Origin of the sequence: Chryseobacterium mucoviscidosis, from assembly GCF_002177115.1 — a bacterium.
GTDB lineage: Bacteria > Bacteroidota > Bacteroidia > Flavobacteriales > Weeksellaceae > Chryseobacterium > Chryseobacterium mucoviscidosis.
In genome coordinates this window covers 143,764-167,408 of sequence record NZ_MVAG01000091.1, presented here as the reverse complement: position 1 = coordinate 167,408, position 23,645 = coordinate 143,764, and the positions used below count along the sequence as shown (strand labels likewise).

The window sequence follows — 23,645 nt, the reverse complement described above, 5'->3', positions numbered from 1 at the left end:
TAAAACTAAATATATTCATCTTAAACAATTGACTATACGCAAATTTACTAAATTTAGGTGAAATTACGGATATTCAAAAATAAATACGGCGTAATTTTTTAATTCAAATTATTATTGTCTTGTTTTTCTATATTATTCGCAATTAATTTTGATTATAGAATGTTTATTTATATTTTTAAGAACGCATATGCAGTCTCCAATCATAAAATATAAATAGGATGTCTTATAAAATTACATTTTTTACTTTTTTATTCTTTTTTACGCTTGTTAATTTTTCCGCTCAGGAAAAGGTAAATATCGATGATGTTGAATCCAGATATGTATATCTTTTGAAATATCAGATTGATTCTCTGGATAAATCCAGTTCTAATGAAGAGTATTTTATTTTGGAAAGGGGAAAAGAGAAATCTCAGTTTATGGGAGTAACTTCATATAACAGAGATTCTTTAGCTGGTGGAGCAAACCGTTTTGCTTTTGGTCTTGATCCTAAAAGTTTACCTAAAACCAACTTTACTTTTCGAGTCATTAAAAACTTTGAAAAAAACAATATTTCTTATTATGATTATATTATTAAGGACAATTTTATTTACGAAGAAAAGCCTGATTTTAACTGGAAGATTACCAGTGAAACAAAAGAAATAGGAAATTTAAAATGTCAGGCTGCGTTGGTTACGTATGCGGGACGTGATTATAAAGCGTGGTTCACGAACGAAATTCCGGTTTCTGATGGTCCTTATAAATTTTATGGTCTTCCGGGGCTGATTGTGGAGATTGAGGATTCTAAAAAACAATATACGTTCGAGCTTGTGAGCTATAAAACCTTTTCAGAAAAGCCTAAGATGTGGATTTCCAAAAAGAGAGTTAAAGGAAAAACGGTAAAGAAATCTGAATTTTATAAAGCATTTAAAAATTTTCATGAAAATTTCGTCTCTGAAATTGCTAAAGGAGGTTTTAGTTTCGATTCAGGAACAGAGCGACAGATAAAGGATAGGATTAAAAAGAAAAATAATCCGATTGAACTGGCTCCTTAATTATTCAGTGATTAAGTCACACCATTTCCTTCTTATGGCTATTTCTTTCGTTTTTGCAAAAAAGTCTGTAAAGTGAATAATTTTGACATCATTTAAAAACTCGTGATCTTAAGATTTTTCTGTAAATGATTAAAAATCAAAATATTTTACTGAAAATATTTGTCAGTTATAAAAATATTCATAAATTTGCACACTCATTTTAGGGGCGTAGTATGCCTATATTCAAAAGTAGAAATTACTTCAGACCTCCAAAAATGGTGATAAATAAAGGATAAATTTTATTATAACATAAACAATGTCAGGTATTATTGGTAAAAAAATCGGTATGACTTCTTTGTTTGACGAAGCAGGGAAAAATATTCCTTGTACAGTTATTCAGGCTGGTCCATGCTCGGTTTTACAGGTCAGAACCATTGAAAAAGACGGTTATAAGTCAGTTCAATTAGGTTTCGATGACAAGAGTGAGAAGAACGTTGGTAAAGCGTTAGCTGGTCATTTTAAAAAGGCTGGTTCTGCTCCTAAAGCTAAATTGGTAGAATTCTACAGAGAATTCGTTGATGAAGTAAAAGTAGGAGAAGAAGTAAAGGTAGACTTGTTCAACGAAGGAGAATTCGTAGACGTAACAGGTACTTCAAAAGGTAAAGGCTTCCAGGGTGTTGTTAAAAGACACGGATTTGGAGGTGTAATGCAGGCAACTCATGGTCAGCACAACAGACTTAGAGCTCCAGGTTCTATCGGTGCAGGATCTGACCCTTCAAGAGTATTCAAAGGGATGAGAATGGCTGGAAGAATGGGAGGTAAGCAGGTAACTGTACAAAACCTTCAGGTATTAAAAGTGGATCAAGAACAAAATCTTTTAGTAGTAAAAGGTGCTGTTCCGGGAGCTAAAAATTCTTATGTAATTATCAGAAAATGGAACTAGTAGTATTAAATACATCAGGAAAAGAGACCGGAAGAAAAGTAACTCTAGACGAAACAGTATTCGGAATTGAGCCAAATCAGCACGCGGTTTACTTAGAAGTTAAACAGTACCTTGCAGCACAAAGACAAGGAACTCATAAAGCAAAAGAAAGAAGCGAAATTACAGCTTCTACTAAAAAACTTAAGAAGCAAAAAGGATCTGGTTCTGCTAGATATGGTGATATTAAATCTCCAACTTTCAGAGGAGGAGGTAGAGTATTCGGTCCAAAACCAAGAGACTACAGATTTAAGTTGAACAAAGCTCTTAAGAGATTAGCTAAGAAATCTGTTTTATCTCAGAAAATGAGAGACAACAGCATTAAAGTTTTAGAAGATATGAGCTTCGAAGCTCCTAAGACTAAAGATTTCATTACTTTATTAGATGCATTAACATTAAACGGTAAAAAATCTTTGTTCATTCTTCCTGAAGCTAACAAGAATGTGTATTTATCTTCAAGAAACTTACCTAAGACTAAAGTAATGAACTTCAACGAAGTGAGTTCTTACGATTTAGTAAACGCAGGTGAGATCGTATTCTTCGAAGGTGCAGTAGAAAAATTCCAGGAAAATTTAAAGAAATAAATCATGTCTATTATCATTAAACCAGTTATCTCAGAAAAGGCTAATTACCTTACAGATTTAAGAGGTTCTTATTCTTTCTTGGTAGATACTAAGGCGAATAAAATCCAGATTAAGAAAGCTGTAGAAGCGGCTTATGGTGTAAAAGTAGCAGACGTTAATACAATGATTTATGCTCCGAAGGTTTCTTCGAAATACACTAAAAAAGGTCTTCAAGTAGGAAAGACAAACAAATTGAAAAAAGCGGTAATCAAACTTGCTGAAGGTGAGGTTATCGATATTTTTGCTGTAAATTAATTATAATTATAAATAATAGTAATGTCTGTTAGAAAATTAAAACCTATCACCCCGGGACAGAGATTCAGAATTGTAAACAATTTTGAGGAAATTACTACTAACAAACCAGAGAAATCTCTAACAGTTGGTATTAAAAAGTCAGGTGGACGTAACCAAACAGGTAAAATGACCATGCGTTACACCGGAGGTGGACACAAAAAGAAATACAGAATTATTGACTTCAAAAGAAACAAAGCAAACGTTGAAGCAACTGTAAAATCTGTAGAATACGATCCAAACAGAACTGCATTTATCGCTTTATTAGAGTACGCAGACGGAGAGAAGAGATACATCATCGCTCCAAACGGTATCAAAGTAGACCAAAAAGTAGTTTCAGGTGAAAGCGTAGAACCAAATGTAGGTAACGCAATGAAATTGAAAAACATTCCATTGGGTACTGTAATTTCTTGTGTTGAAATGAAGCCTGGTCAAGGTGCTATTTTAGCAAGAAGTGCTGGTTCTTCAGCGCAATTAACTTCAAGAGACGGGAAATATGCAATCATTAAATTACCTTCAGGAGAATCCAGAATGATCCTTACTGAATGTATGGCAATGATTGGATCTGTTTCCAACTCTGATCACCAATTAACTGTATCAGGTAAAGCTGGTAGAAGCAGATGGTTAGGTAGAAGACCAAGAACAAGAGCGGTAGTAATGAACCCTGTAGATCACCCAATGGGAGGTGGTGAAGGACGTTCTTCTGGAGGTCACCCAAGATCTAGAAACGGTAAACCGGCTAAAGGTTACAAAACTAGAAAGAAAAACAAAGTGTCTAACCGTTACATCGTATCTAAAAGAAAATAATTATGGCAAGATCACTTAAGAAAGGACCGTTCATTCATCATACTTTAGATAAGAAGGTTCAGGCAAATATAGAGTCTGGTAAGAAGACAGTTATCAAAACTTGGTCTAGAGCATCTATGATCTCTCCGGACTTCGTAGGGCAAACTATTGCTGTACACAACGGGAAATCTTTTATCCCTGTTTATGTTACAGAAAACATGGTTGGTCACAAGTTAGGCGAATTTTCTCCAACAAGATCTTTCAGAGGTCATGGTGGTAACAAAAACAAAGGAAGCAGATAATCATGGGATCAAGAAAACAAGATAGCGCAATCGCAAGAAAAGAAGCTAACAAAGACGTTGTAAAAGCTTCATTAAATAACTGCCCATCTTCTCCGAGAAAAATGAGATTAGTTGCTGATATCATTAGAGGAGAGCAAGTAGATAAAGCTCTTTATATCCTTAAATATTCTAAGAAAGAAGCTTCTAACAAATTAGAAAAATTACTTCTTTCTGCAATTGCTAACTGGCAAGTGAAAAACGAAGGGGCTGACATTGAGGAAGCAAACCTTATCGTTAAAGAAATATTCGTGGATAGTGCAAGACAATTGAAGAGACTAAGACCAGCTCCGCAAGGTAGAGGGTACAGAATCAGAAAAAGATCTAACCACGTTACATTAATCTTAGGTAATAAAGAAAACTAAATCAAGGTATGGGACAGAAGACAAATCCAATTGGTAACAGATTAGGTATCATCAGAGGATGGGATTCTAACTGGTTTGGCGGAAACGATTATGGAGACAGAATCGCGGAAGACTACAAAATCAGAAGATACCTTGAAGCTAGATTATCTAAAGGTGGGATTTCAAGAATTTATATTGAAAGAACATTAAAATTAGTAACAGTTACAATTACTACTGCTAGACCGGGACTTATCATCGGTAAAGGAGGTCAGGAAGTTGATAAACTGAAAGAAGAGTTGAAAAAATTAACTAAAAAGGATATTCAGATCAACATCTTCGAAATCAAAAGACCAGAGCTTGATGCAGTATTAGTTGCAGACAGCATTGCTAAGCAGATTGAAAACAGAATCTCTTACAGAAGAGCTGTTAAAATGGCGATGGCAGGTACAATGAGAATGGGTGCAGAAGGTATCAAAGTTCAGATCTCTGGTAGATTGAACGGAGCTGAAATGGCAAGATCAGAATCTTTCAAAGAAGGAAGAATTCCATTGTCTACTTTCAGAGCAGATATCGATTACCACATCGGTGAAGCACTTACTCAGTACGGAAAACTAGGAGTAAAAGTTTGGATCATGAAAGGTGAAGTTTACGGTAAAAGAGAACTTTCTCCATTAGTGGGACAACAGAAAAAAGGAGGTCAGTCAGACAGAAGAGATAACAGAGGAGGAGACAGAGACAACAGAAGACCTAGAAAAAACAACAACAATAACAATAATAATTAAAATTTTAGATTAGAAATTTTGAATTTTAAATTACCGTTACTTTTTTAAAATAAAAAAAATCTAAAATCTAAAATCTAAAATCTAAAATTTAGAAATTATGTTACAACCAAAAAGAACCAAGTTCCGTAGAGTTCATAAGATGAAAATGAAGGGGAATGCCCAGAGAGGTAGTCAACTTGCTTATGGAACTTTCGGAATCAAGGCGACAGAAGGTGCTTGGATCACTGCAAGACAAATTGAAGCTGCTCGTATCGCTGCGACAAGATATATGAAGAGAGAGGGACAACTATGGATTAAAATTTTCCCGGATAAGCCAATTACTAAAAAACCAGCGGAAGTACGTATGGGTAAAGGTAAAGGTGCTGTGGAATATTGGGTAGCTGTAGTAAAACCAGGTAAAATTATGTTCGAAATCGGAGGTGTACCTTACGATATCGCTAAGGAAGCTTTAAGACTTGCTGCACAAAAATTACCAGTAGTTACTAAATTCATCGTTGCTAACGATTTTGTTAAACCTCTTTAATCTTTGAATACAATGAAAAAAGCTGATATTAAAAATTTAAGCGCGGGTGATATTCAAGCTCAATTAACTGAAGCAAAAGCTCAATATTCTAAATTGAAATTGGCTCATGCGATCAGCCCAATTGAAAACCCGATCCAAATCAGAGATTTGAGAAAAACAATCGCTAGACTAAACACTGAGTTAACTAACAAACAATAATTTCATTTTAAAATGGATAGAAATTTAAGAAAAGAAAGAATCGGAGTGGTTTCCAGCAATAAAATGGAAAAAACTATTGTTGTTAGTGAAACTACGAGAGTAAAGCACCCGATGTACGGTAAATTCGTATTAAAAACGAAAAAATATACTGCACACGACGAGAACAACGAATGCGCAGAAGGAGATACAGTTTTAATCCAAGAAACTAGACCTTTGAGCAAGAACAAGAGATGGAGATTAGTAAGAATCATTGAAAAAGCTAAGTAATAATGTTACAAACAGAATCAAGATTAAAAGTTGCTGATAACACAGGTGCTAAAGAAGTATTGGTTATCAGAGTTCTGGGAGGAACCAGAAGAAGATATGCTTCAGTTGGTGATAAAATCGTTGTTACTATCAAAGATTCTACACCATCAGGAAACGCTAAGAAAGGTCAGGTATCTAAAGCTGTAGTAGTAAGAACTAAAAAAGCAGTAAGAAGAAAAGATGGTTCATACATCAAATTCGAAGACAATGCTTGTGTATTGCTAAACGCAGCGGGAGAAATGAGAGGAACTCGTGTTTTCGGACCGGTTGCTCGTGAGTTGAGAGACAAAGAATATATGAAAATCATTTCATTAGCTCCTGAAGTACTTTAATATTTAAAATTGTAAAAAAATGTCAAAGTTAAAAATAAAAAGAGGAGATAACGTAATCGTAACTACAGGTAAGAAAGGTCTTAAAGGTGGTACAGGTGAAGTTATTGAAGTGATCAAAAAAGAAGGAAGAGACCCAAGAGTAGTAGTTGCAGGACTTAATATCGTTAAAAAACACGTTAAGCCTTCAGCTTCAAATCCTCAAGGAGGAATCGTTGAAAGAGAAGCTTCTATTCATATCTCAAACGTAGCTTTAGTTGGAAAAGACGGAAAAGCTATTAAAGTAGGTTACAAAATCGAAGGAGATAAGAAAGTAAGAATCAACAAAAAAACGGGTGAAACTTTATAATTTTAAATAACACATGGAATATATAGCAAGACCCAAGAAAGCATATAAAGAAACGATTGTTCCTGCAATGATGGAAGAATTCGGATACAAATCTGTAATGCAGGTGCCTAGATTAGAGAAAATTGTTTTATCTCAAGGTTTAGGAGATGCTACAGCAGACAAAAAAATCATCGATTATGCTGTTGAAGAATTAACGAACATCACTGGTCAGAAGGCTGTAGGTACAATCTCTAAGAAAGACGAAGCTGCTTTCAAATTGAGAAAAGGAATGCCTGTAGGTGCTAAAGTTACACTAAGAGCGAATAAAATGTATGAGTTCTTAGACAGATTAACTTCTTCTGCATTGCCAAGAATCAGAGATTTCTCTGGAATCAAGGCTGATGGTTTCGACGGTAGAGGTAACTACAACTTAGGGATCACTGAGCAGATCATCTTCCCTGAGATCGTAATCGACAAAGTGAAAAAAATCCAGGGGATGGACATCACTTTCGTTACTACTGCGAAAACAGATAAAGAAGCGAAAGCATTATTAACTCACTTCGGTTTACCATTTAAAAAGAACTAAGAAATGGCTAAAGAATCAATGAAAGCGCGTGAGCGCAAAAGAGAAGCACTAGTTGCTAAATACGCTGCTAAAAGACAGGCTCTTAAAGAAGCTGGTGATTACGAAGGACTTCAAAAATTGCCTAAAAATGCTTCTCCTGTAAGATTACACAACAGATGTAAACTAACAGGTAGACCAAGAGGATACATGAGAACGTTCGGTATTTCCAGAGTAACTTTCAGAGAAATGGCAAACAACGGTCTTATCCCGGGAGTTAAAAAAGCTAGTTGGTAATAATTACTAATTAAAAAATCGGGACAATTAAGTTGTCTGGATACTAAAGATAAAAATATCAGACCAAGATTTCTGAGGTCTGATATTTTACTCTTCAAGTCCTTACAATACTGATTGTTCTTTAACCAATAATTTATAAAAGAAAAATGGTAACAGATCCAATTTCAGATTTCCTAACAAGAGTAAGGAACGCACAAAGCGCAGGCCACAAAGTGGTGGAAATTCCTGCATCGAAAATCAAAAAGGAGATTACTAAGATCTTATTCGATCAGGGGTATATCTTAAACTACAAGTTTGAAGATAGCGCTGTTCAGGGTACGATTAAAATCGCTTTAAAGTACGATAAGCAAACCAACAAACCAGCTATCAAGTCTATCCAAAGAGCTTCTAGACCAGGTTTGAGACAGTACAAAGGTTCTACTGAACTTCCAAGAGTACTAAACGGTTTGGGTATTTCTATCATCTCTACTTCTAAAGGAGTAATGACTGACAAGAAAGCTAGAGAAGAAAAAGTAGGCGGTGAAGTAATCTGCTATGTTTATTAATTTTTAATCACAGGAAAATGTCAAGAATTGGTAAAGCAATTATAACAGTTCCAGCAGGAGTTACAATCACTGAAAAAGATGGTGTGGTAACTGTAAAAGGTCCTAAAGGAGAACTTTCTCAGGAACTTACAGCAGGAATTACTATAGAACAGAAAGATGGAGAACTGAATGTAAACAGACCATCTGATGCTAAACAACACAAAGCGCTTCACGGTTTATACAGAGCGTTAATCAACAACATGATTGTTGGTGTAAACACAGGTTTCGAAAAGAAACTGGAATTAGTAGGGGTAGGATACAGAGCTTCTCATGCAGGTCAAAAACTTGAGTTAGCTTTAGGATTCTCTCACGGTATCGTGCTTGAACTTCCAAACGAAGTAAAAGTAGATACATTGACTGAAAAAGGTAAAAACCCAATTATTACTTTAACGTCTCACGACAACCAACTTCTAGGGATGGTAGCTGCAAAGATCCGTTCTTTCAGAAAGCCTGAACCATACAAAGGTAAAGGGGTAAGATTCGTAGGAGAAATTGTTAGACGTAAAGCTGGTAAATCTGCTTAATAAATTATAAGTATTATGGCATTAAGTAAATTAGAAAAAAGAATAAGAATCAAAAGAAGAGTAAGAGGAAAAATCTCCGGATCTTCTGAATTGCCAAGATTATCTGTATACAAAAGTAATAAGGAAATTTACGCTCAGTTAATCGACGATAACAGTGGAAAAACTTTGGCTTCTGCTTCTTCAAGAGAGAAAGGAGTTGACGCTAACGGAACTAAGACTGAAGTTTCTGCTGCTGTAGGTAAAGCTATTGCTGCTAAAGCTATCGCTGCAGGAATCGAAAATATTGTATTTGATAGAAACGGATTCGTATATCACGGGAGAATTAAAGCTCTAGCGGATGGTGCGAGAGAAGGTGGACTTAAATTCTAATCATTAAATTTCGGAAAATATGTTAGGACTAGATAATATAGAAAGAGTAAAACCGGGAGGATTAGAACTTAAAGATCGTCTCGTAGCTGTTAACAGAGTAACAAAAGTAACTAAAGGAGGTAGAGCTTTCGGATTCTCTGCTATCGTAGTTGTAGGTAACGAAGATGGAGTTATCGGTTACGGATTAGGAAAATCTAAAGAGGTTGCTTCTGCAATTGCTAAGGCAGTGGAAGACGCTAAGAAAAACCTTGTGAAAGTTCCTGTAATGAACCACACAATTCCTCATCAGACTACTGCTAGATACGGAGGTGCAGATATCTTCTTAAGACCTGCTTCTCACGGTACAGGACTTATCGCCGGAGGTGCGGTAAGAGCGGTATTGGAGTCTGCTGGTATTCACGATATCCTTTCAAAATCTAAAGGATCTTCTAACCCTCACAACGTGGTGAAAGCTACTTTCAAAGCGTTATTGGATATCAGAAGACCTGAAGAAATCGCTAGAATGAGAGGAGTTTCTCTAAGTAAAGTGTTTAACGGTTAATATATAAAACAATGGCAACAATCAAAGTAAAGCAAGTAAGAAGCGCTATTGGAAGAACAAAAACCCAAAAGAGAACGCTTGAAGCATTAGGATTTAAGAAACTTCACCAAGTTGTAGAACACGAAGCTACTCCTTCTATCTTAGGAATGATAGCTGCAGTTAGTCACTTACTTGAAGTTCAAAAATAATTTTTAAAATAATTTTAAAATGAATTTAAACAACATAAAGCCAGCTGCAGGATCTACTTTCAATTCAAAAAGAATTGGTAGAGGACAAGGTAGCGGAAAAGGAGGTACTGCTACTAAGGGTCACAAAGGACAGAAAGCAAGAGCTGGTTATTCTCAGAAGATCGGTTTTGAAGGAGGTCAGATGCCTTTACAGAGAAGATTACCGAAATTCGGATTCAAAAACGTAAACAGAAAAGAGTTTAGAGGAGTTAACCTTGATACAATCCAGACTTTAATTGAAAATAAATCTATCACAGGAGATATTACAAGAGAAGTTATGATTGAGAATGGTTTAATTACTAAAAACGAATTAGTGAAAATTATGGGTAGAGGAGAATTGAAATCTGCGGTTTCAATCTCTGCTGACAAGTTCACTAAATCTGCTGAAGAGCTTATCGCTAAGGCAGGTGGAAAAGCAATTACCTTATAATAATCACTAATGAAAGAATTTATACAAACCCTCAAAAATATTTGGAGTCTTAAAGAACTTAGAGATAAAATTCTCTTTACTTTAGGAATTATCCTTGTGTATAGATTCGCATCTTATATCTCATTACCTGCAATTAACCTTGCGGAAGTAGGAGATCTCTTAGAGCATTATAAAAATCAAGGCGGTAACAAGCAAGGAGCAGGTCTCCTTGGCTTGCTTTCGTCGTTTACGGGGGGAGCTTTCAGCCATGCTTCCGTAATGGCGTTAGGTATCATGCCTTATATTTCTGCTTCTATTATTGTTCAGTTGATGGGAATGGCTATTCCTTATCTTCAGAAGCTTCAGAAAGATGGAGAGTCTGGTAGAAATACATTGAACCAGATCACAAGATGGTTAACAATCGGAGTTTGTCTTGTACAGGCACCTTCTTATTTAACATCGATCACTCAGTTGTTTTTACCGTATACTCAGTTCTCATCTGCATATTATGTAGAGCCAAATTCTATTATGTTCTGGTTGCCAAGTATTGTTATTTTGGTTGCCGGTTCAGTATTCGCAATGTGGTTAGGTGAAAAAATCACCGACAAAGGTATCGGAAACGGTATCTCTATCCTTATTATGGTGGGGATTCTTTCAAGATTACCGGAAGCATTCGTTCAGGAAATGGCAGTGCAGAACGGAAAAGGTGGAATGGGATCTATCATGATCCTTATTGAAGTAATTTTCTGGATGTTGGTTGTTCTTTTAGCTGTGGTATTATCCGTGGCTGTTAGAAAAATCCCTATTCAGTATGTAAGCAGAGCTCAGGCAAGAGGAGGTGTAAACAGAAATCTTATGCAGGGAGCGAGACAGTGGATCCCATTGAAAGTGAATGCAGCCGGTGTAATGCCGATTATCTTTGCTCAGGCATTGATGTTCGTACCTGGTTTATTGACGAAAGTGGATGAGTCCAATACTTTTCTTGCAGGTTTCAAGAATGTTTTTAGCTGGCAGTACAACGTATTGTTCGCGCTATTAATTATTATCTTCTCGTTTTTCTATACTGCAATTACAATTCCGGTGAACCAGATGGCTGATGATTTGAAGAGAAACGGAGGTTTAGTACCGAAAGTAAGACCCGGAAAAGAGACGGCTGATTATTTAGATGATATTTTATCAAAAATTACCTTGCCAGGTGCAATATTTTTGTCTATCTTTGCAATCCTTCCTGCAATTGTGCATGGAACCTTTGTTCAGACAGATGCGTTCGCCCTATTTTTCGGGGGAACATCACTATTGATTATGGTGGGAGTAATTTTAGATACCGTTCAACAGATTAATACTTATCTGCTGAACCATCACTATGATGGCTTAATGCAGTCTAAATTATCAAGAACGACTGGATATTAATTTATGGCGAAACAAAAACATATTGAACAAGACGGCGTTATTACGGAAGCACTTTCGAACGCCCAGTTCCGTGTAGAGCTTGAAAATGGGCATGTACTCATCGCTCATATTTCTGGTAAAATGCGAATGCATTATATTAAACTTTTACCTGGTGATAAGGTGAAATTGGAAATGTCTCCCTACGATTTAACAAAAGGGAGAATTACATTTAGATATTAAAAACAATCTGCCAAATGGAGCATCCGTTCCATTTGGCTATTGTTAAAAAATAAATACTATCAAAATGAAAGTAAGAGCATCAATTAAAAAAAGAAGCGCTGATTGCAAAATCGTACGCAGAAAAGGTGTACTATTCGTAATCAACAAAAAGAACCCAAAATTTAAACAAAGACAAGGCTAAAATTAAATTATGGCGAGAATTTCAGGTATTGATTTACCAAAAAACAAAAGAGGCGTTATCGGTTTAACTTACATCTACGGGGTGGGAAGAAGCACTGCTTCAGAAATCCTTAAAGCTGCCGGTATCAGCGAAGACAAGAAAGTCAACGAATGGAATGACGATGAATTGGCTGCAATCAGAACATACATCTCTGAAAACGTAAAAGTAGAAGGAGAATTAAGATCTGAAGTGCAATTGAACATTAAGAGATTAATGGACATAGGATGCCAACGAGGAATACGTCACAGACTTGGATTACCTTTAAGAGGCCAGAGAACGAAAAACAACTCTAGAACCCGTAAAGGAAAGAGAAAAACTGTTGCTAACAAGAAAAAAGCTAGTAAATAATCGTTAGGAATTATGGCAAAACAAACTAAAGTAGTTAAGAAAAGAAAAGTAAAAGTTGAAGCTATTGGTGAAGCTCATATTCAAGCTTCTTTCAATAACATCATCATTTCTTTAACAAATAAAAACGGAGAGGTTATCTCTTGGGCTTCTGCCGGTAAAATGGGTTTCAGAGGTTCTAAAAAGAATACTCCATTTGCTGCTCAGATGGCAGCTGAAAATTGCTCTGCTGTAGCTCACGAAGCTGGATTAAGAAGAGTTAAGGTGTTTGTGAAAGGTCCGGGTGCAGGTAGAGAATCTGCAATCAGATCCATCCACAATTCAGGAATTGAAGTTAGCGAAATCATTGATGTGACTCCTATGCCGCACAATGGATGTAGACCACCAAAAAGAAGAAGAGTTTAATTTTTAGAATTTACCCATTATGGCAAGATATATTGGACCTAAAACTAAGATTGCTAGAAAGTTTGGTGCTGCAATCTACGGAGATGACAAAAACTTCGAGAAAAGAAAAAACCAACCGCCAGGACAACACGGTCCTAACAAAAGAAGAGGTGCTAAAAAATCTGAATACGCAGTTCAGTTAGCTGAAAAGCAAAAAGCTAAATATACTTACGGTATTTTAGAAAGACAGTTTGCTAACTTATTCGACAAAGCACACAGAAGTAAAGGGGTAACAGGTGAAGTTCTATTACAACTTTGCGAATCCAGATTGGATAACGTAGTATACAGATTAGGTTTTGCTAAAACAAGATCTGCTGCTAGACAGCTTGTTTCTCACAGACACATTACTGTGAACGGAGAGCTGGTAAATATTCCATCTTATTTGCTAAAAGCAGGTGATGTAATTGCGGTAAGAGAAAAGTCTAAGTCTCTTGAAGTGGTTACAAACGCATTAGCTTCTAAAGCAAATTATGAGTGGTTACAATTCAACGATGAGAAGAAAGAAGGTACTTTCGTTTCTGCTCCTGAGAGAATCCAAATTCCGGAAGACATCAAGGAACAGCTTATCGTCGAACTTTACTCTAAATAATTTTTTAATCAAATTTTTGCTCAACCCAATAATATGGCAATTTTACAATTCATAAAACCCGATAAAGTAATTTTACTTAACTCTGATGAATTTAGAGGTCAGTTTGAATTCAGACCACTAGAACCAGGTTTCGGGCTTACAATCGGTAATGCTTTGAGAAGAGTGTTGCTTTCTTCTCTGGAAGGATATGCTATTTCATCTATCAAAATAGAAGGTGTAGAGCACGAATTTTCAACTATTCCAGGAGTAATCGAAGACGTTACCGAAATTATTCTTAACCTTAAGCAAGTAAGATTAAAAGCTACGGCAGAAAACCAGTCTAATGAGCAGGTTGTTGCTAAAGTTTCAGGTCAAACGGTTATTACTGCTGGTGATTTAGGTAAGTCTGTGAACGGATTTGAGGTATTAAACCCGGATTTGGTGATCTGCAACCTGAACAGTGATGTAACTTTCGAAATTACTTTCAATATAGAAAAAGGAAGAGGGTATGTTCCTTCTGAACAAAATAAGTCAAACAATGCACCGGTAGGTACTATTGCGATAGACTCTATTTTCACGCCAATCAAGAAAGTACAGTATAGCATTGAAAATTATCGTGTAGAGCAAAAAACAGACTACGAAAAACTTGTATTAGATATAGAAACTGACGGATCTATTAGTCCTCAGAATGCTTTAACAGAAGCTTCTAAGATATTAATTTATCACTTCATGCTGTTCTCAGATGAGAGAATCACGCTTGAAACGGAAGCCGTAAAAGCATCTATCCAATATGATGAGGAAACTCTTCATACAAGACAACTCCTTAAGTCTAAATTAGCAGATATGGATCTTTCCGTAAGAGCCCTTAACTGTCTGAAAGCGGCTGAAGTGGAAACTCTTGGAGAATTGGTTTCTTACAGTAAGTCTGATTTGATGAAATTCAGAAATTTTGGTAAAAAATCTTTGACAGAACTAGAAGAATTAGTGCATTCAAAAGGTCTTAACTTCGGTTTCGACGTTGCAAAATATAAGTTAGACGCTGATAAATAATTAATAATGAGACACGGTAAAAAATTCAATCACTTAGGAAGAACGGCTTCTCACAGAAGTGCTATGCTTTCTAATATGGCTTGTTCTCTAATTGAGCATAAAAGAATCAACACTACTGTAGCTAAAGCTAAAGCTTTAAGAGTATATGTTGAGCCTCTATTAACAAAAGCAAAAGAAGATACTACACACAACAGAAGAATTGTTTTTTCATATCTTCAAAATAAAGAAGCAGTTGCTGAATTGTTCAGAACTGTAGCTCCAAAAATCGCTGAGAGAAACGGTGGTTATACAAGAATCATCAAGACAGGATTCAGACCAGGTGATGCTGCTGATACTGCTCTTATCGAATTGGTAGACTTCAATGAGCTTTACAATCCAAATGCGGAAGAGAAAAAAGCGACAAGAAGAAGCAGAAGATCTGCAACAGCTAAGAAAGAAGCTGTAGTAGCTGAAGCTCCTGTAGTAGAAGAAAAAGCTGCTGAGCCAACGGCTGAAGCTGCAGATTCTACAGAAGAAAAGACTGAAGAATAATATTCATCAGATATAAAAGAAAACCGTTCAGATTGCTGAACGGTTTTTTTATGCTTTATATTTTGGTTTTTACAAGCTGGATGATGTTGTTTCCCTGATCAAGAATTAAGCTGTCTCTTTTTACCGTAGCCTTCATATCCATTTTTTCATAAGTGGTTTCATTCCCTTTGGATTCTACTTTATTTAATATGAAAGTTTTATTATTACTTCTTATGCTCATTGTTTTTTCTTCATAATTAAAAACAACTTTTGCGAGGCTTCCGTCGGTGGCTTTGTATACATAATCTGTTTTTATACTTTTCTTGCCGTTAATATCCGTATCATAACTTATTGTAGAGTCTATTTTACCGTTATCTGCCAAGATAGCTTCCGAATCGTTAGCTTTTATAACATTTTTATTCCCTTCTTCACTTTTTTTGCAGCTTAATAACGATAGAGAAATCGCTGAAATAGCGATGAAAAGTACATTTTTCATGATTTTAATTTTTTAATATATTGATTGTTAAATATTTTCGTTTGTAAAATAATTTTTACTAAATTTAATAAAAACAAAAACTAAACCAAAAAGCCATGAACTCAAACTCTGAAAATTACACAAAAGGGTAATTGACTCTGTTTTGTTTTCTGTTGAAATTTGTCTTAAACAAAATTACCGACATGAGCATTTCCATAGCCATAGTAGAAGACGAAAAAAACTACAACAATGCGTTGAAGAAAGTCATCAATTATCAGGATGACATGAAAGTCGTTGCGCAGTTTTTTGATGGAAATGAAGCTTTAAAAAATCTTTCTGATCTTTCTCCGGATGTGGTAATGATGGATATTCAGTTACAGGATATGCTCGGTATTGAAATTATTGAAAAGCTTAGGAAGGGATTGCCTCAAACACAGTTTATCATGTGTACCAGTTTTGAAGATGATGAAAAAGTGTTCAATTCCTTAAAAGCCGGCGCAATGGGCTACCTTGTAAAAGGGGAAAGCATGGATAAAATCCTTTCCTCAATAAGAGATGTCTACAACGGTGGTGCTCCCATGAGTTTCTCGATTGCCCGAAAAGTTCTCAGCCACTTCGAAAGAAAACTCCCAGAAATAAAAGGGTATGATGAACTTACGGAAAGAGAAAAAGAAGTACTGGAGCTTTTATCGCAAGGATTGCTCTACAAAGAAATCGCGGATAAAAAATTCATCAGCATTGATACAGTAAAAAAACACGTCGGAAACATTTACAGAAAACTCCACGTTAACAACAAAGTGGAGGCTATTAATAAATTTAACCATTTTAAAAACTGAGAATTATGGGTGTCAAATTGAATTTGGAAAGTAACAATCTTTTAGATCTATATCAAATTATAGGACGAAAGGATATTGTAAAAATGTTTATTTCTAAGCCAATAAGTTTAGAAAGACACATGGATGATAAAAAAAGATTTGAAGAATATTTTACAAAGCAAAGGCTATATTTAAAAAATGAATTTCTAATTTTAAAAGATGAAATTAATAGAATTATTAATAAGGCTATTAATGATGGAGTAAACAATTCATATATGCATATTTTTTTCATTGAAGAGAGTAGGGACTTAAATCTTATTTTTAGATTTTCAGATACTAAGAAATTTGATACTACTGGTGGTACATTAGAATTAGGAAATGATAATGCGTACTTATTGAAGAGTGATGGGACTGTTACACAGTTAGATTTAGCGACCACTAATTTTACGAGTATTGTTGAAAATTATAGAAATGGGAATTTAAATAATTTAATTAGAGCTGCACTCCCAAAGAATTTAAGCATGATAACTGAATATATAACTTATGATATGACGCAGATCCGAAACTTTAATGATTTTGAAGAAGATTTAAACTTCGAGCTTGTATGTTCACTTGATGATCATGATGCTGATTTAACAACACCTAATATTTTTAGATTAGGATTAAATGTTTATATAAGAGACTTTGATAGATTACATCATGTAGAAATAGATATTGAGAGTAGAAAGATAGAACTTGTTTATTCTGGGTACTATGATTTAGGAAACTTAAAACCTTAATGTTGATAATACATTATTTATACAATATTCTTTTAATCATAGTATTGATTAAATCTTTTATTCTGGGTGAAAAAAATGGTTTTTCTGCCCAGAATAATTTATTTTTTTTTCTTTTTATAACAGTTTTGGTTGAAGGCTATTCATTTGTTGTTGATAAGATTGATGAAAGTATATTGATAGGATTACAGTATAATTTATATTTGATTTTTGTTACTGTATTCTTTTATTTTTTTTATTCTAAAAATTTTTATTCTAAAATCTCAAAAGCTTTATCTAAAATATTATTATTGATTTGTCTATTATTTATAATATTTTTTACCAAATTCTTAGGATTAGATTTTGATGAAAAAATTGCGATTGCAGTTATGTTATTTTTAATAATACATTCAATAATCTGGTATTATAATAAACTTTTTTCAGTGAATGATGATGAAATTTTTAATGATCCCAATTTTTGGATCAGTTCAGGTTTACTTTTATGGAGTTGTTTTGGTATTTTTAGATGTTTACCTATGTATTATTTTTACAACAATGATAAAGAGTTTTCAAACTTTATTAAAAGTAATTTTGATGTAGTGAATATAATTCTGTATTTATCAATTTTTATTTCTTTATCTAAGTATGAGCATAATTTTAAAAGAGGAACTACCTCAAATAATTAAAAGTACTTATATTTTAGCTTTAGTTATAATACTTTTCTTTGTGGTATTTATAATTTTTGTTGTCTTAATGTACAATAGAAGACAACTTCTCTATCTCAAAGAAAAACAACTCAAAGAATCCGAACACCAAAACCAGCTCCTCCAAAAAGAACTAGAAAAACAAAAATCTATAGAAGCAGAGCGTGAAAGAATTTCCCACGATATGCACGATGATCTCGGTGCAGGAATTTCAGCTTTAAAATTGCAGGCAGAATTTTTAAAACAACGAGCCGAAAATGATGATCTTAAAAATGACATCGATGAACTCCTGAAAACCTCCGAAGAAATGAATCTTTCCATGCGGGAAATGCTTTGGAGTCTCAACTCCGGAAACGATACTTTGGGAAGCTTCATCGATTATTCAAAAATGTATGCACAAAATTTTTTGAAAAAAACAAAAATTCTCCTGCTCACGGAAAGCGAAAACGTTGTTTTGGAAACAGTAATCACCACAGAACAGAGACGAAATTTATTTCTATGTTTAAAAGAAGCCCTGAACAATGCTTACAAACACAGCCAGTCCAATCAGATTAAATTGTCATTCATCCAGAAAGACAAAGAATTCATGATGAAAATCTCCGACAACGGAATAGGAATTAACCACGAAAAATCAGAAGGAAACGGACTCCGAAATATGAAACGGAGAATGCAGGAACAAAACGGACACTGCGAAGTCACCACAGAAAACGGAACACATCTGTTTTTCAGAATCGATTTATAAGAAATTTCAATATTGAATACAAGCAGCATCATTTTATGGTGCTGTTTTTATTTTAAATCACCCTTTTGTGTAATTGACAGAGGTTTGTTTTTAAAGGAACTTTGATGAACAACTTAAAAATTAATAGCCATGAAAACTTTAAATCAGAAAAAGTATAACTGGACTGCTTTACTGCTGATCTTAATCTGTGTTTTGGGAGGAGTGACACTCTATTTTATTGGAGAGCCAAATGATAATACTTTATATAAAAATAAAGTTTTAAAAGATGACTCTGCTCAGGTAGAAAAAATAGAAATTACCCTTCAGAATCAAAATAATGATATTTTGAAACTAATTGCGGTTACTGACCAACCGAAAGTAAAACCTGTCCTGGAACAGAATTTAAAAGTAAACATTAATAAATTCAAGGAAATACAAAAAGAAAAAAATACCCTAATCTTTCCGGAAAAAAAATCATCACACAATGCGCCGCTAAAATTATGCATCATTATTATTGTATGCGGTATTTTGGGAGGTTTAGCGAGTGGATATTACCGGTATTTAGAAGATATGCTGCAAGCTAATAATGAAGTTAAAAAGGAAGCATTAGAAATGAAGGAGTTATGTGAAAAATTTGAAAATCAAGGCATTGCTGCTTCTGAAGTAAAACCCATGACAGAAGCGATACAAAATGTAGAAAATAAAATGGAGGTGTTATTAGATAAGATTGAAGAGGAAAAGAATAAGTCTGTCTCAAGAATACTTTTCGGAGTAATTTCATCATTTTTTGCAGTTTTAATCTTAAAAGCGGGAGATAGTAAAGTCTTAGAATTTAATACCTATCTGGATTACTTTGTGTTTGCGTGCTACTGTTTGCTTTGTGCCTTGTTTTCTAAAAAAATTATTGAAACCCTCATTAATACGTTCGTGAAAGGAATAGGTGAGCTTAATGTAGCGAATAATAAAAAATAAAAATGTCCAGACAGGATATTGTTGAAATTCAAAATCCTTTCGATAAAAATTTAATAACCTTTAAAACAAATAGCCATGAAAACTTTTTATTTACTGATTATGTGTTTTATTGCGAATCAATTATGGGATGCGCAACAAACTAAAGTCCTAACTATCGATGTTTCCGCTCCTGAGAAATGTCCTGTAATATTAGATTTAAATTATAGAAATAAAGAGAAAGATGATTCTAAATGTGAAAGCAGATGGCTTTCAATAAAACCGCGGGAATTAATCGCGGTAGAATTGAAAAATATCAATCCGTTAAAGTATGAATACACAATAAATGATAACAACATAACCTACTTTATGGATACCGCTACCATCAATCAAAATATTGCCTTATTAAGTAAAAGCTCAGAAAAAGAACTTAAGCTAGAGTATGATGTTACAACTTACGTTTCACTTCCTTCGAAAAGTAAAGAGTTGAGTGAGAAGATAGATGATCTGGAGATTTTTATAGATAAATTCGAACTCGAAAATGTGTCTAAAGAAAGTCTCGGAAAAGAATTTTTCCAAACAAGAGATTCTTTATTTACTGCTTTGAAAGAGGATTATTATGAAGCCGAAAAATACAAAGCCTGTCTGGAACAGGGAAAGGGTAAGAAATATGCAAATGCAATAACAGAAGCCCAAAAACAAGCTTCCGAAGAATTGATCAAATACAGCATTGAAAAATCCGAGCAGTTGCTAAAAACATTTGAAAGTAAATTTTTCTTTTCAAATATCATGTATACGCTTCCAAGAGATATTCAGGGAAAAAATATAGATGCGGTAGAGTTTACCATAAAAAGGTTAGATAAAAAAACAAAAAAGGAAGACGGAAATTATGGGAAATACAATATCTGGATACGAGGAGGGCTAAAAATAGATATCAGTGCAGGTGTTTTCCTTACCAGCTTGTATGATGAAGAATTTGAAAAAAGAGATATTCCGGGAAATGCGGAGCAAAAGCAGATTGCCTTAAAGAAACAAGGAAGTTATGACTTTGCCTTCGGATCTACAGTAAATACAAATTTCAGATGGAACTCATGGATACAGCCCCAAATAAATTTCGGATTTATATTCACCCAAAATCAAAAATTTCAGGTAATTCTCGGAGGAGGACTTATTATGGGAAGACAGGAAAGATGGATTCTTTCAGGAGGATTAAGCATGGGGGTTGTTGATCGTTTAGCGGGAGGATTCGAGAAAGGACAAGCTTATGATCTTGGAGCCAGTGGACAGATTCCCATGGTTAAGCAATTCAAATTCGGTCATTTCATCGGAATCACCTATAACCTCTCAAAAGTTAACGCAGTATCTCTAAAATAAAAATATCATGATTACTTTAAAAAACAAAAAGCCTGTAGATATAAATGATCTATCTTATGATGAATTATTTGAAAATCTACAGGGAAATATCCTAAAAGGACACGGCAGAAATTTTACAGCACACATCTTTGTAAGATTTTATAGAAATAACAGAACTGACGCAAAGCAATGGCTTAAAAATTTTTCAGAAAAGATCACCTCCTGTAAAAAGCAGTTGAAAGAAACTATGCAATTCAAAAAAAATGGTGTTTCCGGTGGTGTATTTCTCGGGCTTTATCTTACGCGTGAGGGATATGATTATCTGGGAGCGAATGCTAATTTTTTATCCAGTATGAAGGATGCTAAACTGAATGATCCACATGTTAAAGACTGGGAAGAAGGATATCAGGAAAATATTCATGCAATGCTTCTGATTGGTGATGATGATTACGACACTCTTCAGAAACAAAAACAGATTTTTGTAGAAGAGTTAAATCATTTTTCACAAATTCTGAAAATAGAGAATGGAAATGTCATTAGAAATAGCGATGGAGATGGTATTGAGCATTTCGGATATGCGGATGGAATTAGCCAGCCTCTCTTTTTCAAGGAAGAGATAGAAGAGTACAAAGAAAAATATTCTGGAAATCTAGTGTTTAATCCGGAGTTTTCATTATCACAGGTACTGTATAAAGATCCCTTTACAGATAGTGATAATGCATACGGTAGTTTTCTTGTCTTCAGAAAACTGGAACAGGATGTAAAAGGCTTTAAAAAACAGGAAAGGCATATTGCTGAAATGATGAATTTGGAAGATGATGAAATTGTGGGAGCAGTAATGGTAGGAAGATTTGAAGATGGAACACCTCATATTTTATCAAAAAAAGATGGAATTATAGATAATCTTACCAATAACTTCAATTATCCGACTGGTTCCGAAGGAAAATGTCCTTTTCTAAGCCATATCCGAGCTACAAATGAACGTGATAAAGATTCCCGTACCATGATTATGGCAAGAAGAGCAATACCTTATGGACGCGTTACCGACATTGAAGACACAAAAGAGAAAAAGGGACTTTTGTTTATGAGCTTTCAGAGTAATATTCAGAATCAGTTTGAAGCATCCCAGTTGAGAGCCAATAATATGAAAGATCCAATTATAGGACAAAATGCTGCCTTCGTCGCCAATGCTTCATGTTTTGAAGAAAAACAGGAAAATGAAGAAACTGAAAAAGTAAACTTCCGGAGTTTCGTAACCTTAAAAGGAGGTGAATATTTTTTTGCCCCATCAATTGATTATCTGAAGAATCTTTAAAATTAACTAAAATTTAACTCACAATAACCCCATAAATTCCCATTCATTTGCTTTAAAAAGTTAAAAATTGATTAAATTTGTCTGAACTATAAAAAAACGAACAATGAGTTACATTTCTTACATAGAAGCGAGACAAATTTTGGATTCAAGAGGAAATCCTACAGTTGAAGTAGATGTATTCACGGAAAGCGGTGCGATGGGACGTGCTGCGGTACCTTCCGGAGCTTCTACAGGAGAACATGAAGCGGTGGAATTGCGCGACGGCGGTTCAGAATATATGGGGAAAGGAGTTCTTAAAGCGGTTGAGAATGTAAGAGAAGTGATTGCGCCCGAGTTGGTAGGTCTTCCTGTATACGATCAGAATCTTATCGACCAGATTATGATCGATCTTGACGGAACCAATAATAAAGGAAATCTTGGAGCAAATGCAATTCTTGGTGTTTCTTTGGCAGCGGCTAAAGCAGCAGCAGCAGAATTGAAAATGCCTTTGTACAAATATGTTGGCGGTGTCAATGCAAACACCCTTCCTGTTCCGATGATGAACGTGATCAACGGAGGTTCTCACTCCGATGCGCCGATTGCGTTTCAGGAATTTATGATCATGCCGGTAAAAGCAGATTCTTTCTCTCACGCATTGAGAAAAGGAACGGAAATTTTCCACAATCTTAAATCGATTCTTCACTCAAGAGGTTTATCTACTGCGGTAGGTGATGAAGGAGGTTTCGCACCAACTTTCAAAGGAACTGAAGATGCTTTGGATACTTTACTTCAGGCTATTGAAAAAGCAGGTTATAAGCCGGGTGACGATATTATGTTGGCGCTTGACTGTGCAGCTTCCGAATTCTACAAAGACGGAATCTACGATTACAGAAAATTCCAGACGCCGGATGCCGCTCAGTTCTCAAGCAGCGAGCAGGTTTCATATCTTGCTGAATTGGCAGCGAAATATCCGATCATTTCAATTGAAGACGGAATGCAGGAAAACGACTGGGAAGGCTGGAAAATGTTAACCGATAAAATCGGAGACAGAGTACAGTTGGTAGGAGACGACTTATTTGTAACCAATGTTGAAAGACTGTCAAGAGGAGTAAAAGAAGGAATTGCAAACTCAATCTTGGTAAAAGTAAACCAGATCGGATCGCTTTCTGAAACAATGGCAGCGGTACAAATGGCACAGAACAACAGATTCACTTCTGTAATGTCTCACAGATCAGGAGAAACTGAAGACTCTACAATCGCAGATTTGGCAGTAGCAATGAACTGCGGACAGATTAAAACAGGATCGGCTTCAAGATCAGACAGAATGGCGAAATACAACCAATTGTTGAGAATTGAAGAAGCTCTTGGTGAAACCGCAGTTTTCCCAGGCTTAGATGCTTTTAAAATCAAAAGATAATTAATCGAATTTATAAATAACGGCAAGCGAAATTTTTAGTTTGCCGT

38 protein-coding genes are annotated in these 23,645 nt (G+C 35.0%); 37 read left to right on the top strand and 1 reads right to left on the bottom strand.

Translation table 11 applies throughout. The annotated features are described in order from the left end of the window. Window positions 1-218: 218 nt before the first annotated feature. The 29 genes from B0E34_RS06535 to rplQ all read left to right on the top strand — a co-directional run bounded on the left by B0E34_RS06535 (window position 219) and on the right by rplQ (window position 15,137). Window positions 219-1,031 (top strand): GLPGLI family protein, encoded by an 813-nt coding sequence (locus tag B0E34_RS06535; RefSeq protein ID WP_087708001.1) that lies wholly within the window; start codon window positions 219-221, stop codon window positions 1,029-1,031. A gap of 295 nt (window positions 1,032-1,326) precedes the next feature. After that, window positions 1,327-1,953: a 50S ribosomal protein L3 gene (gene rplC, locus B0E34_RS06530; protein WP_076391854.1), complete on the top strand. Its 627-nt coding sequence runs from the start codon at window positions 1,327-1,329 to the stop codon at window positions 1,951-1,953. Continuing rightward, on the top strand, window positions 1,944-2,573 hold the full coding sequence (gene rplD, locus B0E34_RS06525) for a 50S ribosomal protein L4 (protein WP_076391856.1): 630 nt from the start codon (window positions 1,944-1,946) through the stop codon (window positions 2,571-2,573). Before rplC ends, rplD begins: the two co-directional genes overlap by 10 nt. Before the next feature lie 3 nt (window positions 2,574-2,576). After that, window positions 2,577-2,867: a 50S ribosomal protein L23 gene (gene rplW / locus B0E34_RS06520; RefSeq protein ID WP_042720941.1), complete on the top strand. Its 291-nt coding sequence runs from the start codon at window positions 2,577-2,579 to the stop codon at window positions 2,865-2,867. Window positions 2,868-2,888: 21 nt separating this feature from the next. Continuing rightward, a complete protein-coding gene (gene rplB / locus B0E34_RS06515) occupies window positions 2,889-3,710 on the top strand; it encodes a 50S ribosomal protein L2 (RefSeq protein ID WP_027381305.1) in 822 nt (273 codons plus the stop codon). 2 nt (window positions 3,711-3,712) lie between these two features. Continuing rightward, entirely contained in the window at window positions 3,713-3,991 is a 279-nt protein-coding gene (gene rpsS, locus B0E34_RS06510) for a 30S ribosomal protein S19 (protein ID WP_002983209.1), read from the top strand. 2 nt (window positions 3,992-3,993) lie between these two features. Further along, window positions 3,994-4,392: a 50S ribosomal protein L22 gene (gene rplV, locus B0E34_RS06505; RefSeq protein ID WP_050020604.1), complete on the top strand. Its 399-nt coding sequence runs from the start codon at window positions 3,994-3,996 to the stop codon at window positions 4,390-4,392. A gap of 8 nt (window positions 4,393-4,400) precedes the next feature. Beyond that, on the top strand, window positions 4,401-5,153 hold the full coding sequence (gene rpsC / locus B0E34_RS06500; protein WP_087708000.1) for a 30S ribosomal protein S3: 753 nt from the start codon (window positions 4,401-4,403) through the stop codon (window positions 5,151-5,153). Between the two features lie 97 nt (window positions 5,154-5,250). Further along, entirely contained in the window at window positions 5,251-5,676 is a 426-nt protein-coding gene (rplP, locus tag B0E34_RS06495) for a 50S ribosomal protein L16 (RefSeq protein ID WP_029297776.1), read from the top strand. 12 nt (window positions 5,677-5,688) lie between these two features. Next, window positions 5,689-5,874: a 50S ribosomal protein L29 gene (gene rpmC / locus B0E34_RS06490; protein ID WP_027381309.1), complete on the top strand. Its 186-nt coding sequence runs from the start codon at window positions 5,689-5,691 to the stop codon at window positions 5,872-5,874. Window positions 5,875-5,886: 12 nt separating this feature from the next. After that, window positions 5,887-6,141 (top strand): 30S ribosomal protein S17, encoded by a 255-nt coding sequence (gene rpsQ / locus B0E34_RS06485; RefSeq protein ID WP_029297775.1) that lies wholly within the window; start codon window positions 5,887-5,889, stop codon window positions 6,139-6,141. A gap of 2 nt (window positions 6,142-6,143) precedes the next feature. Continuing rightward, entirely contained in the window at window positions 6,144-6,512 is a 369-nt protein-coding gene (rplN, locus tag B0E34_RS06480; RefSeq protein ID WP_007839504.1) for a 50S ribosomal protein L14, read from the top strand. 19 nt (window positions 6,513-6,531) lie between these two features. Further along, window positions 6,532-6,858: a 50S ribosomal protein L24 gene (gene rplX, locus B0E34_RS06475; protein WP_076391862.1), complete on the top strand. Its 327-nt coding sequence runs from the start codon at window positions 6,532-6,534 to the stop codon at window positions 6,856-6,858. Between the two features lie 13 nt (window positions 6,859-6,871). Continuing rightward, on the top strand, window positions 6,872-7,423 hold the full coding sequence (gene rplE, locus B0E34_RS06470; protein ID WP_072883928.1) for a 50S ribosomal protein L5: 552 nt from the start codon (window positions 6,872-6,874) through the stop codon (window positions 7,421-7,423). A 3-nt stretch (window positions 7,424-7,426) separates the two neighbouring features. After that, on the top strand, window positions 7,427-7,696 hold the full coding sequence (gene rpsN / locus B0E34_RS06465; protein WP_029297771.1) for a 30S ribosomal protein S14: 270 nt from the start codon (window positions 7,427-7,429) through the stop codon (window positions 7,694-7,696). 146 nt (window positions 7,697-7,842) lie between these two features. Next, window positions 7,843-8,241 carry a 30S ribosomal protein S8 gene (gene rpsH / locus B0E34_RS06460; protein WP_029297768.1) on the top strand — a complete coding sequence of 133 codons (399 nt, stop codon included), beginning with the start codon at window positions 7,843-7,845 and terminating at the stop codon, window positions 8,239-8,241. 17 nt (window positions 8,242-8,258) lie between these two features. Further along, window positions 8,259-8,804 carry a 50S ribosomal protein L6 gene (rplF, locus tag B0E34_RS06455; protein ID WP_087707999.1) on the top strand — a complete coding sequence of 182 codons (546 nt, stop codon included), beginning with the start codon at window positions 8,259-8,261 and terminating at the stop codon, window positions 8,802-8,804. Between the two features lie 15 nt (window positions 8,805-8,819). Further along, on the top strand, window positions 8,820-9,173 hold the full coding sequence (gene rplR, locus B0E34_RS06450) for a 50S ribosomal protein L18 (RefSeq protein ID WP_087707998.1): 354 nt from the start codon (window positions 8,820-8,822) through the stop codon (window positions 9,171-9,173). A 19-nt stretch (window positions 9,174-9,192) separates the two neighbouring features. Continuing rightward, window positions 9,193-9,714: a 30S ribosomal protein S5 gene (rpsE, locus tag B0E34_RS06445; protein WP_047401284.1), complete on the top strand. Its 522-nt coding sequence runs from the start codon at window positions 9,193-9,195 to the stop codon at window positions 9,712-9,714. An 11-nt stretch (window positions 9,715-9,725) separates the two neighbouring features. Continuing rightward, window positions 9,726-9,902, top strand: coding sequence for a 50S ribosomal protein L30 (gene rpmD, locus B0E34_RS06440; protein WP_007839493.1), 177 nt, complete (start codon window positions 9,726-9,728; stop codon window positions 9,900-9,902). Window positions 9,903-9,921: 19 nt separating this feature from the next. After that, window positions 9,922-10,371 (top strand): 50S ribosomal protein L15, encoded by a 450-nt coding sequence (gene rplO, locus B0E34_RS06435; RefSeq protein WP_087707997.1) that lies wholly within the window; start codon window positions 9,922-9,924, stop codon window positions 10,369-10,371. 9 nt (window positions 10,372-10,380) lie between these two features. Beyond that, window positions 10,381-11,760 (top strand): preprotein translocase subunit SecY, encoded by a 1,380-nt coding sequence (gene secY / locus B0E34_RS06430; protein WP_087707996.1) that lies wholly within the window; start codon window positions 10,381-10,383, stop codon window positions 11,758-11,760. A gap of 3 nt (window positions 11,761-11,763) precedes the next feature. After that, a complete protein-coding gene (infA, locus tag B0E34_RS06425) occupies window positions 11,764-11,979 on the top strand; it encodes a translation initiation factor IF-1 (protein ID WP_055861802.1) in 216 nt (71 codons plus the stop codon). A gap of 64 nt (window positions 11,980-12,043) precedes the next feature. After that, window positions 12,044-12,160 carry a 50S ribosomal protein L36 gene (rpmJ, locus tag B0E34_RS06420; protein ID WP_007839480.1) on the top strand — a complete coding sequence of 39 codons (117 nt, stop codon included), beginning with the start codon at window positions 12,044-12,046 and terminating at the stop codon, window positions 12,158-12,160. A gap of 9 nt (window positions 12,161-12,169) precedes the next feature. After that, a complete protein-coding gene (rpsM, locus tag B0E34_RS06415) occupies window positions 12,170-12,547 on the top strand; it encodes a 30S ribosomal protein S13 (protein ID WP_076391870.1) in 378 nt (125 codons plus the stop codon). Between the two features lie 12 nt (window positions 12,548-12,559). Next, complete coding sequence (gene rpsK, locus B0E34_RS06410; protein WP_002983263.1) at window positions 12,560-12,949, top strand: 30S ribosomal protein S11; 390 nt, start codon at window positions 12,560-12,562, stop codon at window positions 12,947-12,949. A gap of 19 nt (window positions 12,950-12,968) precedes the next feature. Continuing rightward, window positions 12,969-13,577: a 30S ribosomal protein S4 gene (gene rpsD, locus B0E34_RS06405; RefSeq protein WP_029297746.1), complete on the top strand. Its 609-nt coding sequence runs from the start codon at window positions 12,969-12,971 to the stop codon at window positions 13,575-13,577. Window positions 13,578-13,610: 33 nt separating this feature from the next. Beyond that, window positions 13,611-14,606: a DNA-directed RNA polymerase subunit alpha gene (locus B0E34_RS06400; protein ID WP_062162712.1), complete on the top strand. Its 996-nt coding sequence runs from the start codon at window positions 13,611-13,613 to the stop codon at window positions 14,604-14,606. Between the two features lie 6 nt (window positions 14,607-14,612). Next, entirely contained in the window at window positions 14,613-15,137 is a 525-nt protein-coding gene (gene rplQ / locus B0E34_RS06395; RefSeq protein WP_076391872.1) for a 50S ribosomal protein L17, read from the top strand. Between the two features lie 55 nt (window positions 15,138-15,192). Here rplQ and B0E34_RS06390 read toward each other — a convergent pair whose 3' ends face one another. After that, window positions 15,193-15,612 (bottom strand): hypothetical protein, encoded by a 420-nt coding sequence (locus B0E34_RS06390; RefSeq protein WP_087707994.1) that lies wholly within the window; start codon window positions 15,610-15,612, stop codon window positions 15,193-15,195. Window positions 15,613-15,794: 182 nt separating this feature from the next. Here B0E34_RS06390 and B0E34_RS06385 point away from each other — a divergent pair, with 182 nt between their 5' ends. The 8 genes from B0E34_RS06385 to eno all read left to right on the top strand — a co-directional run bounded on the left by B0E34_RS06385 (window position 15,795) and on the right by eno (window position 23,598). After that, entirely contained in the window at window positions 15,795-16,427 is a 633-nt protein-coding gene (locus B0E34_RS06385; RefSeq protein ID WP_087707992.1) for a response regulator, read from the top strand. Between the two features lie 5 nt (window positions 16,428-16,432). Then, window positions 16,433-17,185, top strand: coding sequence for a hypothetical protein (locus B0E34_RS06380; RefSeq protein ID WP_087707990.1), 753 nt, complete (start codon window positions 16,433-16,435; stop codon window positions 17,183-17,185). A gap of 44 nt (window positions 17,186-17,229) precedes the next feature. After that, a complete protein-coding gene (locus B0E34_RS06375) occupies window positions 17,230-17,847 on the top strand; it encodes a hypothetical protein (protein ID WP_123891925.1) in 618 nt (205 codons plus the stop codon). Between the two features lie 67 nt (window positions 17,848-17,914). Beyond that, window positions 17,915-18,607 carry a sensor histidine kinase gene (locus tag B0E34_RS06370; RefSeq protein WP_228423025.1) on the top strand — a complete coding sequence of 231 codons (693 nt, stop codon included), beginning with the start codon at window positions 17,915-17,917 and terminating at the stop codon, window positions 18,605-18,607. Between the two features lie 201 nt (window positions 18,608-18,808). After that, window positions 18,809-19,558: a YEATS-associated helix-containing protein gene (locus B0E34_RS06365; protein ID WP_306460657.1), complete on the top strand. Its 750-nt coding sequence runs from the start codon at window positions 18,809-18,811 to the stop codon at window positions 19,556-19,558. A 75-nt stretch (window positions 19,559-19,633) separates the two neighbouring features. Beyond that, entirely contained in the window at window positions 19,634-20,908 is a 1,275-nt protein-coding gene (locus tag B0E34_RS06360) for a hypothetical protein (protein WP_087707982.1), read from the top strand. Between the two features lie 7 nt (window positions 20,909-20,915). Further along, complete coding sequence (locus tag B0E34_RS06355; RefSeq protein ID WP_087707980.1) at window positions 20,916-22,202, top strand: Dyp-type peroxidase; 1,287 nt, start codon at window positions 20,916-20,918, stop codon at window positions 22,200-22,202. 103 nt (window positions 22,203-22,305) lie between these two features. Continuing rightward, window positions 22,306-23,598, top strand: coding sequence for a phosphopyruvate hydratase (eno, locus tag B0E34_RS06350; protein ID WP_076391886.1), 1,293 nt, complete (start codon window positions 22,306-22,308; stop codon window positions 23,596-23,598). Window positions 23,599-23,645 lie beyond the last annotated feature (47 nt).